We start from the raw sequence: 13,925 nt of genomic DNA on the forward strand, positions 1-13,925 counted from the left end.
TCACACCGCATTGGCCGCTTCCTCGGATCGGGCCGCGGTGTGGGCGGGATAGAGCGCTTCGCGCAGGCGGCGCCGGGCACGATGGAGCCGCACCTTGGCCGCGGTCTCGGAGATGGCGAGCTCGGCGGCGATGGCGTCGTGGGGAAGGTCGTAGATGTCGCGGAGCACGACCACGGCCCTCAACCTCGGCGGAAGCTGATCGATCGCAGCCCGCAATCGGCCGCGCAACGCCTCGTTCTCGGCTCGGTGCTGGGGATCGATCTCGGGGCGCTCGTCCGGCCACGGAGCATCGTCGTCCAACTCGTCGTGGCGGTGCTTGGTCCGGCGACCGAGATGGGTCGAGGCGCAGTTCGCGGTGATGCGGTAGAGCCAGGTGCTGAACTGGGCATCGCCGCGGAAGTTCCTCAGTCCACGGTAGGCCCGCAGGTAGGTTTCCTGGACCACGTCGCGTGCGTCCTCCTCGTCCCCGGTGAGCCGATAGGCAAGCGTGTACGTGTCGGCGTTGGTCGCCTCGACCAGCGCCTCGAACGCCACGTGGTCTCCCGAGCGGGCCCGATCGACCAACGACGTGATCAGCGCTGGTTCGTAGGGTTCGGACCTCGCCCGATGGCCCACTGTTACATGAGGGTCTCGCGGCATCAGGCTCCAGGGGTGATCGGTGTCACTCTACGATCGTCGTTCAGGGGGCGAAGCGCAAGAAACGCCCGCCACCGGTGGCAGCGGGCGTCCCAGGAGTGCAGAGCGCGTCGGCTCAGCGGGTCTCCTTGTGCAGCGTGTGGGCGCGATCCCAACGGCAGTACTTCTTCATCTCGATGCGCTCACGCTGGTTCGTCTTGTTCTTGGTGGTGATGTAGTTGCGGCGCTTGCACTCCTGGCACTCCAGGGTCACGTGCACTCGCTTGTCACTGCCGGCCATGTCGGCCTCCTCGGTTGTCGTCGCACCGCCGGCGCGGGCTACTTGATGATCTTGGTGACGCGGCCGGCGCCCACGGTACGTCCACCCTCACGGATCGCGAACCGCAACCCCTCATCCATCGCGATCGGAGCGATCAACTCGACCTTCATCGTCGTGTTGTCACCCGGCATGCACATCTCGGTCCCCTCCGGCAACTCGATGTGACCAGTCACATCAGTGGTCCGGAAATAGAACTGAGGCCGATAGTTCGAAAAGAACGGCTTGTGACGACCACCCTCATCCTTGGTCAACACATACACCTGACCCTCGAAATCGGTGTGAGGCGTGATACTGCCCGGCTTGGCCAACACCTGACCACGCTCGACATCCTCACGCTTGGTCCCCCGCAACAAGATCCCCGCGTTGTCACCCGCACGCCCCTCATCCAGGCTCTTGCGGAACATCTCCACCCCAGTACAGACCGTCTTGACCGTCGGCTTGATCCCCACGATCTCGATCTCATCACCGGTGTGGACCACACCCGTCTCGATACGGCCCGTCACCACCGTGCCACGACCCGTGATCGTGAACACATCCTCGATCGGCATCAAGAACGGCTTATCGGTATCACGATCAGGCTCAGGCACAAACGAATCGACCGCATCCATCAACTCCTGCACCTGCACCGTCGACCCATCATCGCCCTCGAGGGCCTTGAGCGCCGACACCTTCACCACCGGCGTGTCATCACCCGGGAACTCGTACTCGGTCAACAACTCCCGAACCTCGAGCTCGACCAGATCCAACAACTCCTCATCATCGACCATGTCGACCTTGTTCAACGCCACCACGATCGCCGGCACACCCACCTGACGCGCCAACAACACATGCTCACGGGTCTGAGGCATCGGACCATCCGCCGCCGACACCACCAGAATCGCCCCATCCACCTGAGCAGCACCGGTGATCATGTTCTTGATGTAATCCGCGTGCCCCGGCATGTCCACATGCGCGTAATGCCGATTATCGGTCGAATACTCCACATGCGCGATGTTGATCGTGATCCCCCGCTCACGCTCCTCAGGCGCCTTGTCGATGTTCGCGAACTCGGTGAACGAGTTGTGCGACGGATCCTTGGCCGCCATCACCTTGGTGATCGCCGCCGTCAACGTCGTCTTCCCATGATCGATGTGACCCATCGTCCCGATGTTCACATGCGGCTTCGAACGATCAAACTTCTCTTTCGCCATCGGGCTTCTCTCCGTTGGTGGACGGTGGACGCGGTTGGTGCGCCGACCGGAGCCAGCGCGGTGGTGATCTGATGCTGGTTGGTAGCGGCGGTCGGACTCGAACCGACGACCCCTCGATTATGAGCCGAGTGCTCTTACCGACTGAGCTACGCCGCCTCGACCAGGGTCGCTCACCTTGCGGTGCCCGGCCCTGGTTGGAGCCCCCTGACAGAATCGAACTGTCGACCTTTTCCTTACCATGGAAACGCTCTGCCGACTGAGCTAAGGGGGCGGTGACCGGGGACGAGCCCGGCAACCGGCCCGTCATTCTGCCACGGGCGAGCCCGCTTGCCCAACCCGGATCCGGCCGCCGCGCCACCGGCGGCGACCGCTCTCGAGCGATGGGCCCCCGGCTAGGTCGATCGGACTGATTCGATCGGCTCAAGTTCCTCCCCTCCCCGGCCGATGTTGAGAGCGTGAGGTACGAACGACTCGTCATCGATGCAGGGCAGGACCAGACCTTCGCCCTCGACTTCCATCCCCGACTCACGGTGATCACCGGGGTCGGCCGGGCCGAACGGGACGGTCTGATGTCGGAGTTGGTGGGCACGCTCTCGGACAACCGCGCCGGTGGTCACCTCGAAGTGACCGACGACCGGGGTCGCCACCTCGCGGTGTTCCGCCCCCACGGCGCGCGTCACCTGGTGGTCGACATCGACGCCGGCACCGACGTGAGCGCCGCGTACCGCACGCCCGAGGGCTCCATCGACCTGCTCGCCGTCGAGGGCCTCGACCAGCAGACCGCCAAGCGCCGCATGCGGGTGACCGCCCAGGACCTCACCACTCGCACCCAGAGCGCCGAGCTCATCCGTCGACTGGCCGCCTGCGACCAGGCCCTCATCTGGAAGATCGCCGAGCGGCTCCAGTCGACCGAAGCCACGCTCCACAAGATGGCCGAGGATGCCGGCACCGCCCCCGAGGACCTCGAGCTGGTCGACTCGGTCGAGCGCCGCCACCAGGAGTACGAGGCCGCGCAGGCTCGCCACGAGCGGGTGCGCAAGCTCACCTTCTATCTCGCTGCCGCCAGCGCCATGGCCGCCCTCCCGCTCGGCTACCTGATCACCCCCGTGGCCGCGCTGGGCGCGCTCGTGCCCGCCGTGCTCATCCTCGCCACCTCGCTGTTGTTCTGGCGGAAGCTCACCAACGCCCGCAAGGCCGAGGAGGATGCCCTCGAACGGGCCGGCGCCTCCTCGTACCTCGGCTTTCACCTCCAGCGGGTCAACAGCCTGCTGTCGAGCGACCAGAGCCGCCGCGAGCTGAGCGAGGCCGCCGAGGCCCATCGCGACGCGGTCGACGCCTGGCAGAAGCAGGCCGGTGACGTGCCCGTGGCCTGGGCGCTCGACCACCGTGAGGACATCGTCTCTGCCGCCCGCGTCCGCGTCCGTGCCGAGAACCCCGCCTCCGAGATCGAGGTCGAGGATCTCGGTTCGGTCCTCGCCGAGGAGCTGGTGGTCCGCCTCGCCGAAGCCCGCCGGATCGGCCAGACCGGTGAGAGCTTCCCGCTCGTGCTCGACGACCCGTTCGTCAACTTCGACTCGTCGGTCAAGCCGGCGTTGCTCGAGCTGCTCGTCGAGTCCTCGCACCGTCAACAGGTCCTCCTGTTGACCGAGGATCCCGACGTGGCGGCCTGGGCCCGACTCGAGGCCATCACCGGTGCCCTCTCGGTCGTGGAGCCGTCGGCGGCCGAAGCGACAACCGAGGCCGAGTCCGAGGCCGAGGCCGAGGCCGGCAAGCCGCTCCCCGAGTCCAGCCGCATCGTCATCTGACCGTTGCGGCGAGCTGCGCCTAGGGTCGGGCCGTGCGCGTCCGCCTTGCCTCGCCCGACGACAGCGAGGCCATCCGAGAGATCTACAACACCGAGGTCCTGACCTCGACCGCGACCTTCGACCTGGTGCCCCGCTCACCGTCGGAGCAGCAGGCCTGGTTGCAGGCTCGATCGGGAGTTCATGCGGTGATGATCGCCGAGGCTGAGTCCGGCGCGGTCATCGGGTTCGGCTCGCTGTCGCCCTACCGCGAACGTCCGGCCTACAGCACCACGGTCGAGGACTCGGTGTATGTGCACCGCGACCACCAGGGCGAGGGCGTGGGACGTGCAGTGCTGGGCGAGTTGGTCGACCTGGCCTCGATGCACGGCTTCCACACCGTCATGGCCAGGATCGTGTCGGGGCACGAGGCCTCGATCGCCCTGCACGCCACGCTCGGGTTCGAGCAGGTGGGCACCGAGCGCGAGATCGGCCGCAAGTTCGGTCGCTGGCTCGACGTCGTGGTCATGCAGCGCATGCTCTGAACTCTTCCTTGCTCGCATGGGCGTCGGACTGGTCACCAGGGGTGCACCTTCGACGCCCATGCGATCGGTGGTCGGGCGAGTTCATGCCCCACTCCCCTCGCCGGTCGCCACGCCGCCCTTCCTCCCTGGATCGAGCTCCGGTAGCCTCCACACCGAGCGCTTCCCCCTCAGCACCTCGCACGAGGGGGAACCCATGCCCACCGACAAGCGCTCGCGACTCGACCGGTGGCTCGCCACCCACCACGGTGTCGTCTCCCGGTCCACCCTGGTCGACCTCGGCTTCACAACAGGAGCCATTCGCCACCTCATCGCCACCGAGGGCTGGGAGACCGTGTACCGCGGCGTCTACCGGTCGCCTGCGCATCCGGTCACCAGGGTCCAGGCGCTCTCCGCCATCTGCCAGTACAGCGAGGTCGCAGTGATCGGCCTGACAACTGCAGGCCAGGAGCTCGGGCTCCGGAAGATGTCCGACCGACGGATCCACGTGTTGGTTCCCCACGGATCCGGGCTCAGCCTTCCCGGTGTCGAGGTGCACCGCTGTCGCCAGATCGACCCGATCGACATCGCGCTCCCGCGCCGCGATGGCGTCCGCCTCACCAGCCCTCCTCGGACGATCTTCGATGCGAGCGCTCTGCTGGATGTCGCGGCGATCGAGAGCGTCATCGAGCAGGTCCTGCTCGAGGGTCGCTGCAGCGTCAACATGCTCGTTCGCACGGGAGAGCGGCTCCACCACCCAACGCGGCCGGGAGCCTCGACGTTTCAGCGGGCCGTGCTCGGACGACCCGCCTGGCGAGGTGCGGCGCGGAGCGATCTCGAGGTGCGGTTCCGTCAGGCCGTCGAGCGCCACGGTCTGCCCTCTCCGGCCGTGAACACACACATCGAGGTGGCGCCAGGCGAGTGGTACGAGATGGACACGTCGTGGCCCGAGTGGAAGGTGATCGGCGAGATCGACCATCCGTTCTGGCACAACGGCGCCAGCGAGACCCTTCGAGACCGCCAGCGCGATCGCAGGCTGGCGGCCCTCGGGTGGCTCACTGCCCGGTTCGACCAGTGGGACCTCGACCACGGACTCGACCAGGCGCTGGTCGAGCTCGCAGCGATCCTGGTCGACCGAGGCTGGGCGGGCTCGATCGCGGCATGACAACGACCGTCCGGGAATCCGCGAGATGACGAGCGTGGGCGTCGGAGGTGCAGTCCTGGCGACGCCGCCGACGCCCATGGGGCGGACGAGAGCCAGAGCCGGCGGCAGCGAGGGTTGGGGGCGGCGCGGGAGCGAGGGCGCCTGTGGAGGCGCCCCTGCTCGCCGCTGGTGGGCCGGGGAGGATTCGAACCTCCGAAGGCTGAGCCGACGGGTTTACAGCCCGCTCCCTTTGGCCACTCGGGCACCGACCCAACGAGGCGCTGATCCTAGCGCCTCTCCCACGCGGTCCCCAAGGTGGCCACCGACGAGGCGTGAAGCAGGCGCGCGGCGGCCGCTACGGTGGCCGCCATGCCCACCTTCGACGTTGTCTCCGAGGTCGACCAGCAAGAGATCCGCAACGCGGTCGACCAGGCCAGCCGCGAGGTCGCCAACCGGTTCGACTTCAAGAACACGAACACATCGCTCGAGCTCGAGGACGCCTCGATCGTCCTGCGCAGCGTCACCGAGGACCGGCTCGCGGCGCTGCGTCAGGTGCTCGAGGAGAAGCTGGTGAAGCGCAAGGTGTCGCTCAAGGTGCTCGACTACGGCAAGGTCGAGGAGGCCTCCGGGGGCACCGCCCGCCAGGAGGTCAAGCTGGTCGCCGGCATCTCCTCGGACAAGGCCAAGGAGCTGAACAAGTTCATCAAGGGCCTCGGCCTCAAGGGTGTGCAGTCCCAGACCCAGGGCGAACAGCTCCGGGTGACCTCGAAGAAGCGCGACGATCTGCAGACGGTCATCGCGGCGCTGAAGGAAGAGGACTTCGGCATCCCGCTGCAGTACATCAACTTCCGGGACTGACAGCACCGTGACCGACCCCTACGAGGGGTTTCCGCCGGGGTTCTTCGAACGCGAGGACGAGTCGGGCGACGAGGTCTTCTACGAGCCGGCGCGCATGGTCACCCACATCGATCAACGAGCGACCGCCGCCGTCGGCGAGATCTACCGCGAGCTCGCCATCACCGGACAGGTGCTCGACCTCATGGGCTCATGGGTGTCGCACTTCGCCGACCCGCCCACCGAGCTCACGGTGCTGGGCATGAACGAGCTCGAGCTCGCCAACAACCCCGTGGCCGAGAACCGGGTGATCCACGACCTCAACCGCTCCCCCACCCTTCCATTTCCCGACGAGCGCTTCGACCACGTCGTGTGCTGCGCGTCGGTCGACTACCTCACGTGGCCGGTCGAGGTGTTCGCCGAGGTGAACCGGGTGCTTCGCCCGGCCGGGGTGTTCGTGTGCACGTTCTCCAACCGCTGCTTTCCCACGAAGGCCATCCGCGGTTGGCTCCACAGCCCCGACGACCTGCACGTCGAGATCGTGGCCGAGTACTTCCGGCGCAGCGGGGGCTGGGCGACGTTGAACGCCCAGCAGTTCCTCGACGACGAGGCCGGCGACCCGCTGTGGGGCGTGTGGGCGACCAAGGGCGAGCCCCTGGATCAGTCGTAGTACCCGGAGTGGATGTAGACGCAGGGGACGCCTTCGGTGTGGAGCATGTCGACGTTGCGCCGGTCGTCCTCGAAGGCCAATCGGAGGTCGAACCCGTAGTCGCGCAGCTCGCCGACGCTTCGGCGCTTGAACGCCGTCGACGCCTGGTAGTCGCCGTACTCGCGCATGATGAGCAGGTCCCACCGCAGCTTGTAGTGGTCGAGCCAGCCGAGCGTCTGTGGTTGGACCGAGATGGGCCGCGCCGTGAGCAGGATGATCGTCAGCGCGTCGTCGATGACGTCGAGCAGCCGGGCGACCTCGTCGATGACGTCGTCGTCTCCGCAGGCGGCGAAGAAGGCGTCCCAGTCCCGACGCGGCGCTTCGAGGAAGTGCTGGCGCTGGGCGGCGTCGGACAGCACGCCGTCGAGGTCGAACACGACCGCCTCGCCCGGATCGATCGGTTCGTCGCGCCACTTCCACGTGAGGGGGTTCATCGATGCATCACCGTGGCGGCAGCCTACCGAGCAGGCGAGGCGACCCTGGCCTACTCCTCGGTGGAGGAGGCCTCGGAGGCGCGGGTGGTGATCTCGTCGAACACGCCGGGGTCGGCCAGGGTGGTGGTGTCGCCCAGGTCGCGCCCCTCGGCCACGTCGCGCAGGAGGCGGCGCATGATCTTGCCGCTGCGGGTCTTGGGCAGGTCCGGCACCAGGATCACCGTCTTCGGCCGGGCGATCGCACCGATCTGGGTGGCGACGTGCTGGCGGAGCTCCTCGCCGAGATCGTCGGTGACCTCGACATCGCCGCGGGCGATGGCGTAGGCGATGATCGCCTGACCGCTGGTGGGATCGTTGGCCCCGACGACCGCGGCCTCGGCCACCGAGGGGTGTGAGACCAGGGCGGATTCGACCTCGGCGGTGGAGATGCGGTGACCCGAGATGTTCATCACGTCGTCGACCCGGCCGAGCAGCCACAGGTAGCCGTCGTCGTCGATCTTGGCGCCATCGCCGGCGAAGTAGCGGCCCTCGAACCGCGACCAGTAGGTGTCGTAGTAGCGCTCGGGATCGCCCCAGATGCCCCGCAGCATCCCGGGCCATGGGCGGGTGAGGGTGAGGTAGCCGCCGCCCCGCTCGATGGGGTTGCCGGCGTCGTCAACCACCTCGACCCCGACGCCGGGGATGGGGAAGGTGGCCGAGCCGGGCTTGGTGGTGGTGACGCCAGGCAGCGGGGTGATCATGTGGCCGCCGGTCTCGGTCTGCCACCAGGTGTCGACGATGGGGCAACGCTCGCCGCCGATGTGGGTGTGGTACCACATCCAGGCCTCGGGGTTGATGGGCTCGCCCACGGTGCCGAGGACCCGCAGCGACGACAGGTCGTGCTTCTCGGGCTCCTCGGCTCCCCACTTCATGAAGGTGCGGATGGCGGTCGGGGCGGTGTAGAGCTGGGTGACGCCGTAGCGCTCGACGATGGACCACAAGCGGTCACGGCCGGGCGTGTCGGGGGTGCCCTCGTACATGACCTGGGTGGCGCCGTTGGCGAGGGGGCCGTAGACGATGTAGCTGTGTCCGGTGACCCAGCCGACGTCGGCCGCACACCAGAACACGTCGGTGTCGGGCTTGAGGTCGAACACCACCTTGTGGGTGTAGGCCACCTGGGTGAGGTAACCGCCGCTGGTGTGCATGATGCCCTTGGGCTTGGCGGTGGTGCCCGAGGTGTAGAGCAGGTAGAGCAGCTGCTCGGAGTCCATGGGCGCGGCCGGACAGGTGGGGTCGGCGTCGGCCACGAGCTCGTGCCACCAGTGGTCGCGGCCAGGCTCCATGTGGATCTCGGTGTCGCAGCGGTTCACCACCACCACGTGCTCGACCGACGGCGTACTGGCCAGCGCGAGGTCGACGTTGGGCTTGAGCATCGACGGTGCGCCCCGGCGGTAGCCGGCGTCGGCGGTGACCACGACGGTGCACTCGGCGTCGTTGACCCGGTCGATGATCGAGTCGGGCGAGAACCCGCCGAAGATGACCGAGTGGGCGGCGCCGATGCGGGCACAGGCCAGCATGGCGACGGGCAGCTCGGGGATCATTGGCATGTAGATGGCAACCCGGTCGTCCTTCTCGACTCCGAGACCCTTCAGCACGTTGGCGAAGCGCTGGACCTGGTCGAGAAGATCGGCGTAGGTGATGGTGCGGGTGTCGCCGGGCTCGCCCTCCCAGTGGAACGCCACCCTGTCGCCCTTACCGGCGTCGACGTGGCGGTCGACGCAGTTCTCGGCGACGTTGAGGGTGCCGCCGACGAACCACTTGGCGAACGGGAGATCCCACTCGAGGACCGTGTCGAAGTCGGCGTGCCAAGTGAGCAGTTCGCGGGCCTGGCGGGCCCAGAACGCCTCGGGGTCGGCGTCGGCCTCGTCATAGACCGCCGGATCGTTGACCACAGCCTCGGCAGCGAAGTCCGGCGGTGGTGGGAAGGTGCGGTCCTCGACCTGGTAGTCCTCGATCGTCGGCTCGGCCATGTCGACGGCCCCTCCTGGCTCGCGTCCGGTGTCACCGCCGAGCCTACCCATCCGGGCGCGTCGGGATTCAGAGGCCGGGTGGTGATCTCAGCCCCGGACCCACTCGGCGACACGGAACGCGCCGAGGCCGCCGGGGTCGAGGAGGGCATCGGCCTCGGTGATGCGGCTGCGACCGCGGACGGCCGCCAGGTCGCCTACCGGCGCCCGCTCCTCCCAGATGCGGCGCCCTTCGGCGACCAGCTCGTCGATGCCGTGGGCGTGGAGGAACTCGCCCTGGCGCCGGACCGAGGTGGGTTCGCCCGCCGCCCAGGCGAGCTGGTCGATGCAGACCTCGACAGTGATGTCGGCGGTGCCGACGGTGTCGAGGGGATCGCCGGCGCGGTCGTGGCCACGGTAGGTGCGGAGCCACTCGTGCATCGGCCGGCGGGCGAGCTCGCTGGTGGTGTCGACGGCGTAGTCGATCGCGACCAACCTGCCGGCGGAGAGCAGCGCCAGCGCATCGCGCACCCAGTCACCCGCCTGGCGCTGCCAGGGGATCGTGGCGCCCACCGTGGCGTCGGGGGCGAAGCGCCGCGCCGCAGCGGCGGCGGGTTCGGCGGCCGGGACGACGTGGTGCACCAGCTGCCCACCACCGGACTCGTCGTCGACCCCGATGCGGATCTCGCCCCAACCGTCGTCGGTCCGGATCAGCAGGTCGACCGCCAGGTTGTCGAGCAGCTCGTTGGCCAGGACCACGCCAACGACCTCGGTGGCAGGCATCTCGGCCAGCGAAACGACGACCGGACCGTCACCGGCCCCGGGGACCCCGAGCGATGTGGCCGGCGGGGCCAACGGCAGGTGGTCGCCGTGCCGCTCACGCAGCACCGGCGACCGCTCGACCAGGACGTAGTGCAGCGCCGCCGCGCACCGGGGTGAGGCGCCCAGGACGGCGAGGGCGAGGGTGCCGGAACCCGCGCCGGCGTCGACGACCACGAAGGGATCGGGATGGCCGAGCTCGTCCCACCACGTGTCGAGCGCCCGGGCGAGGACCGCCCCGAACAGCGGGCCGATCTCGGGGGAGGTGAGGAAGTCGCCCCGTCGGCCGGCCGAGCCTCCGGTGGCGGTGAAGAACCCGTGGTCGGGGTCGTACAGCGCGGCGTCCATCACCGTCGAGAACCGCAGCGGTCCGTGCCGGTGGATGCGGTCGACCAGGTGCTGGTGCAGGAGGAACGGGGCCGGATCGCTCACCGGGCGCCCTCCTACTATCCGCCGAGCGCGATCAGGTTGGCCCCGGCAAGCTCGCCGACCAGGCCCGGCAGCACCCCGGTGACGATGGTGGCCAGGACCGTGATGGTGAGCGCCGCGGCCAGCGAGAACGGCACCCGGATGGGGGTGGTGTCGCCGTCGGGGACGGGGTCCATGAACATGAGCCGGGCGATGTTGGCGTAGTAGAAGGCCGCGATCACCGAGTTGACGGCGATGGCGATGGCCAGCGAGTACCCGAACCACCCACCGTCGGACACGGTGGCCTGGATGACGGCCAGCTTGGCGTACCAGCCTCCCATGGGTGGGATTCCGGTGAGCGAGAACAAGAAGATGATCATCGCGACCGACAGTCCAGGGGCGTAGGTGAAGAGCCCGCCGTAGCTGGACACCTCGCCCGAGCGGGTCTTGCGGGCCACCGCGTGGATGACCGCGAAGGCGCCGAGGTTCATGGCCGCGTAGATGATGAGGTAGGTGACCACCGCCGACAGCGCCTGCTGGCCGACCTCGGGCGAGGTTCCGGCCACCGCCAGCGCGGCGAGCATGTAGCCCGCCTGGGCGACGCCGGAGTAGGCGAACAGGCGCACGATGTTGGTCTGGCGCAGGGCGATGAGGTTGCCGACGGTCATCGACGCGACGGCCAGCACCCACAGCAGCGGGCCGTAGACGTCGCTGCGGTCGTAGAAGCCGACGAGCACCAGCTGGATGAGGGCGACGAACCCGGCGGTCTTGGAGGCGACGGCGAGGAACGCAGTGACGGGGGTGGGCGCGCCCTGGTAGGTGTCGGGTGCCCAGACGTGGAACGGCACCGCCGAGACCTTGAACGCGAACCCGACGATGACGAACACCACCCCGAGGGTGATGATGGGCACCGATCCGTCCATGGATCCGACCGCGGCCCCGATGTCGGCCAGCTTGGTGCTGCCGCTGACGCCGTAGAGCAGCGACATGCCATAGAGCAGCACGGCCGAGGCGAAGACCCCCATGAGGAAGTACTTCATGCCCGCCTCGTTGCTCTCGAGCGAGCGCTTGCGCCACGAGGCCATCATGTAGACCGGCAGCGACAGCAGCTCGAGGGCGATGAACATCGTGACCAGATCCCGTGCCGACGCCATGAGCACCATGCCCATGAGCGACGCCGCCAGCAGGCCGTAGTACTCGTTCTCCCAGTAGTCGCCCTCGGCGATGTAGTTGGTGGACAGCAGCACGACCACGTAGCCGGAGACGAGGAACAGGGCCTTCATCACCAGGGCGAACTCGTCGACCACGAAGGCGCCGTCCCACAGCACCCGCTCGGTGCCGTCGGCGGCGAGGGTCAAGATGGGGATGAGGGTGACGAGCAGGCCGACACCGGCGAGGGCCGGCATGTACTTGCGGCCCTTCTCGAGCCAGAGGACGTCGACGAGGGTGAGGATGGCCCCAACGGCCAGGAAGGTCAGCTCGGGCGCGACGGCATGCCAGTCGATGAAGGGCCGGGCGAACTCGCCGACCATGGTGGGATCGATGCCGTCCATCAGCTCAGCTTCCCGCCGCAGCGACGAGCTCGCTGACCAGGCCGACAGCGGGGTCGGTCATGTCGAACACCAGGTTGGGGTAGACGCCGAGGACCAGGATGAGCGCCAGCATCGGCAACCAGGCGATCCACTCGGGCGCCTCGACGTCGTGGATGTTCGGGTCATCGGCGAACTCGTCGGAGGGCGTCCCGAACGAGGTGCGCTGGTAGAGCCACAGCAGGTAGCCGGCGGCGAAGACCGTGCCGATGGCAGCGATCACCATGTAGACCCGGAACAACTCGACCGATAGGCCCCCGGCGGGGTTGTAGGCCGAGAGGATGACCGGGAACTCGCCCCAGAACCCGGCCAGGCCGGGCAGGCCCAGCGACGCCATCGTGGTGAAGCCGAGGATCCAACCCATGCGGGGAGCGGAGATGAGCAGTCCGCCGAGACGCTTGATCTCGAGGGTGTGGTAGCGCTCCTTCACCGACCCGGCGACGAAGAACAACATGCCGGTGATGAGCCCGTGGGCCACCATGCCGAAGATGGCGGCGTTCATGCCGAAGTCGGTCAGGGTGGCGATGCCGAGCATGGTGAAGCCCATGTGGGCGACCGATGAGAACGCGATGAGGCGCTTCATGTCGGTCTGGGCCAGACAGCAGAGCGCGCCGTAGATGATGCCGATGACCGCGAGGGCACCGATGAAGGGTGCCCACTCGATCGCGGCTTCGGGCAGGATCGGGATGGCGATGCGGATGAAGCCGTAGGTGCCGAGCTTCAGCAGCACCGCGGCCAGGATGACCGAGCCGACGGTGGGGGCCTGGGTGTGGGCGTCGGGCAGCCAGGTGTGGAACGGGAACATCGGTACCTTGATCCCGAAGCCGAGGAACATGCCGCCGAAGATCCACAGCTGGGCGGTGATGCCGATGGCGCTCGCGGCCTCGGGGAGCGCCCGCATGTCGAAGGTGTTGGCGACCCCGGCTGCGGTGGCCGAGCCGTCGCCCAGGAAGAACAGGGCGAGGAAGCTGACCAGCATCAGCGCCGACCCGAACAGGGTGTAGAGGAAGAACTTGATGGCCGCGTACTGGCGGGCCTCGCCACCCCACACCCCGATGAGGAAGTACATCGGCAACAACACGACCTCGAAGAACACGAAGAACAAGATGAGGTCCTGGGCGAGGAAGGTGCCGATCATGCCGGTCTGCAGGACCAGGATGAGGATGAGGAACGCCTTGGGGTTGCGTGGCTCGGGGAAGTGGTTCCAGGAGTAGATGACACACAGCGGCACGATCAGCATCGTGAGCAGCATGAGCGGCATGGAGATGCCGTCGAGGCCGAGGATGTAGCGGCTGTTGATGATGTCGATCCAGCTGTGGTCGACGAGGAACTGCAGCTCGCCCGCGTTGTCGAAGTCGAACTCGGCGACGAGGAGCACGCCGACGACGGCCACCGCCAAGGTGGTCACCAGCGCGACCATCTTGTGCAGCTGCTCCTCGGCCTTGGGGATGAGGGCCATGATCGCCGCGCCCGCGAGGGGCAGGAAGATGGCGAGGGTGAGGCCCCAGTCAGCGAGGAATTCGGTCATGGTGGTTCCTTGGGCTCCTGGTCCTACG

General features: G+C 67.9%; 13 protein-coding genes and 3 tRNA genes. 5 read left to right on the forward strand and 11 right to left on the reverse strand.

The window, feature by feature from the left end:
* From U5K29_12050 to U5K29_12070, 5 genes are all read right to left on the reverse strand, one after another.
* On the reverse strand, window positions 1-534 hold the full coding sequence (locus tag U5K29_12050) for an RNA polymerase sigma factor (GenBank protein MDZ7679272.1): 534 nt from the start codon (window positions 532-534) through the stop codon (window positions 1-3).
* 217 nt (window positions 535-751) lie between these two features.
* A complete protein-coding gene (gene rpmG / locus U5K29_12055) occupies window positions 752-916 on the reverse strand; it encodes a 50S ribosomal protein L33 (protein ID MDZ7679273.1) in 165 nt (54 codons plus the stop codon).
* A gap of 38 nt (window positions 917-954) precedes the next feature.
* Window positions 955-2,145 (reverse strand): elongation factor Tu, encoded by a 1,191-nt coding sequence (gene tuf, locus U5K29_12060; GenBank protein ID MDZ7679274.1) that lies wholly within the window; start codon window positions 2,143-2,145, stop codon window positions 955-957.
* Window positions 2,146-2,224: 79 nt separating this feature from the next.
* Window positions 2,225-2,301: transfer RNA gene (locus U5K29_12065), tRNA-Met, on the reverse strand.
* A gap of 39 nt (window positions 2,302-2,340) precedes the next feature.
* A tRNA-Thr gene (locus U5K29_12070) sits at window positions 2,341-2,416 on the reverse strand.
* A 184-nt stretch (window positions 2,417-2,600) separates the two neighbouring features.
* On the opposite strand from U5K29_12070, the gene U5K29_12075 reads away from it, so the two are divergent.
* The 3 genes from U5K29_12075 to U5K29_12085 all read left to right on the forward strand — a co-directional run bounded on the left by U5K29_12075 (window position 2,601) and on the right by U5K29_12085 (window position 5,612).
* Window positions 2,601-3,950, forward strand: coding sequence for a hypothetical protein (locus U5K29_12075; protein MDZ7679275.1), 1,350 nt, complete (start codon window positions 2,601-2,603; stop codon window positions 3,948-3,950).
* Between the two features lie 32 nt (window positions 3,951-3,982).
* Complete coding sequence (locus U5K29_12080; GenBank protein MDZ7679276.1) at window positions 3,983-4,471, forward strand: N-acetyltransferase family protein; 489 nt, start codon at window positions 3,983-3,985, stop codon at window positions 4,469-4,471.
* A gap of 193 nt (window positions 4,472-4,664) precedes the next feature.
* Window positions 4,665-5,612 carry a type IV toxin-antitoxin system AbiEi family antitoxin domain-containing protein gene (locus U5K29_12085; GenBank protein MDZ7679277.1) on the forward strand — a complete coding sequence of 316 codons (948 nt, stop codon included), beginning with the start codon at window positions 4,665-4,667 and terminating at the stop codon, window positions 5,610-5,612.
* Between the two features lie 166 nt (window positions 5,613-5,778).
* Here the strand turns inward: U5K29_12085 and U5K29_12090 are convergent.
* Window positions 5,779-5,863 (reverse strand) — tRNA-Tyr (locus U5K29_12090).
* 97 nt (window positions 5,864-5,960) lie between these two features.
* On the opposite strand from U5K29_12090, the gene U5K29_12095 reads away from it, so the two are divergent.
* Window positions 5,961-6,449 carry a YajQ family cyclic di-GMP-binding protein gene (locus U5K29_12095; protein MDZ7679278.1) on the forward strand — a complete coding sequence of 163 codons (489 nt, stop codon included), beginning with the start codon at window positions 5,961-5,963 and terminating at the stop codon, window positions 6,447-6,449.
* Window positions 6,450-6,456: 7 nt separating this feature from the next.
* The gene (locus tag U5K29_12100; GenBank protein MDZ7679279.1) at window positions 6,457-7,095 is read left to right on the forward strand and encodes a methyltransferase domain-containing protein; all 639 of its coding nucleotides are present in this window, start codon (window positions 6,457-6,459) and stop codon (window positions 7,093-7,095) included.
* Here the strand turns inward: U5K29_12100 and U5K29_12105 are convergent.
* The 5 genes from U5K29_12105 to U5K29_12125 all read right to left on the reverse strand — a co-directional run bounded on the left by U5K29_12105 (window position 7,086) and on the right by U5K29_12125 (window position 13,897).
* Entirely contained in the window at window positions 7,086-7,568 is a 483-nt protein-coding gene (locus U5K29_12105; GenBank protein MDZ7679280.1) for a hypothetical protein, read from the reverse strand. The two genes, U5K29_12100 and U5K29_12105, sit on opposite strands and share 10 nt — an antisense overlap.
* A 50-nt stretch (window positions 7,569-7,618) precedes the next feature.
* Window positions 7,619-9,577, reverse strand: coding sequence for an acetate--CoA ligase (gene acs, locus U5K29_12110; GenBank protein MDZ7679281.1), 1,959 nt, complete (start codon window positions 9,575-9,577; stop codon window positions 7,619-7,621).
* Window positions 9,578-9,664: 87 nt separating this feature from the next.
* Window positions 9,665-10,804: an SAM-dependent methyltransferase gene (locus U5K29_12115; GenBank protein MDZ7679282.1), complete on the reverse strand. Its 1,140-nt coding sequence runs from the start codon at window positions 10,802-10,804 to the stop codon at window positions 9,665-9,667.
* 14 nt (window positions 10,805-10,818) lie between these two features.
* Complete coding sequence (locus U5K29_12120) at window positions 10,819-12,333, reverse strand: NADH-quinone oxidoreductase subunit N (GenBank protein ID MDZ7679283.1); 1,515 nt, start codon at window positions 12,331-12,333, stop codon at window positions 10,819-10,821.
* Between the two features lie 4 nt (window positions 12,334-12,337).
* Window positions 12,338-13,897 carry an NADH-quinone oxidoreductase subunit M gene (locus U5K29_12125; GenBank protein ID MDZ7679284.1) on the reverse strand — a complete coding sequence of 520 codons (1,560 nt, stop codon included), beginning with the start codon at window positions 13,895-13,897 and terminating at the stop codon, window positions 12,338-12,340.
* Between the last annotated feature and the right edge of the window lie 28 nt (window positions 13,898-13,925).

It is taken from the genome of Acidimicrobiales bacterium (assembly GCA_034521975.1).
GTDB lineage: Bacteria > Actinomycetota > Acidimicrobiia > Acidimicrobiales > SKKL01 > SKKL01.

Coding starts and splice junctions, on each gene's coding strand:
- U5K29_12085 (MDZ7679277.1), top strand. CDS start 4,665: ATGCCCACCGACAAGCGCTCGCGACTCGACCGGTGGCTCGCCACCCAC.
- acs (MDZ7679281.1), bottom strand. CDS start 9,577: ATGGCCGAGCCGACGATCGAGGACTACCAGGTCGAGGACCGCACCTTC.
- rpmG (MDZ7679273.1), bottom strand. CDS start 916: ATGGCCGGCAGTGACAAGCGAGTGCACGTGACCCTGGAGTGCCAGGAG.
- U5K29_12105 (MDZ7679280.1), bottom strand. CDS start 7,568: ATGAACCCCCTCACGTGGAAGTGGCGCGACGAACCGATCGATCCGGGC.
- U5K29_12120 (MDZ7679283.1), bottom strand. CDS start 12,333: ATGGACGGCATCGATCCCACCATGGTCGGCGAGTTCGCCCGGCCCTTC.
- U5K29_12095 (MDZ7679278.1), top strand. CDS start 5,961: ATGCCCACCTTCGACGTTGTCTCCGAGGTCGACCAGCAAGAGATCCGC.
- U5K29_12125 (MDZ7679284.1), bottom strand. CDS start 13,897: ATGACCGAATTCCTCGCTGACTGGGGCCTCACCCTCGCCATCTTCCTG.
- tuf (MDZ7679274.1), bottom strand. CDS start 2,145: ATGGCGAAAGAGAAGTTTGATCGTTCGAAGCCGCATGTGAACATCGGG.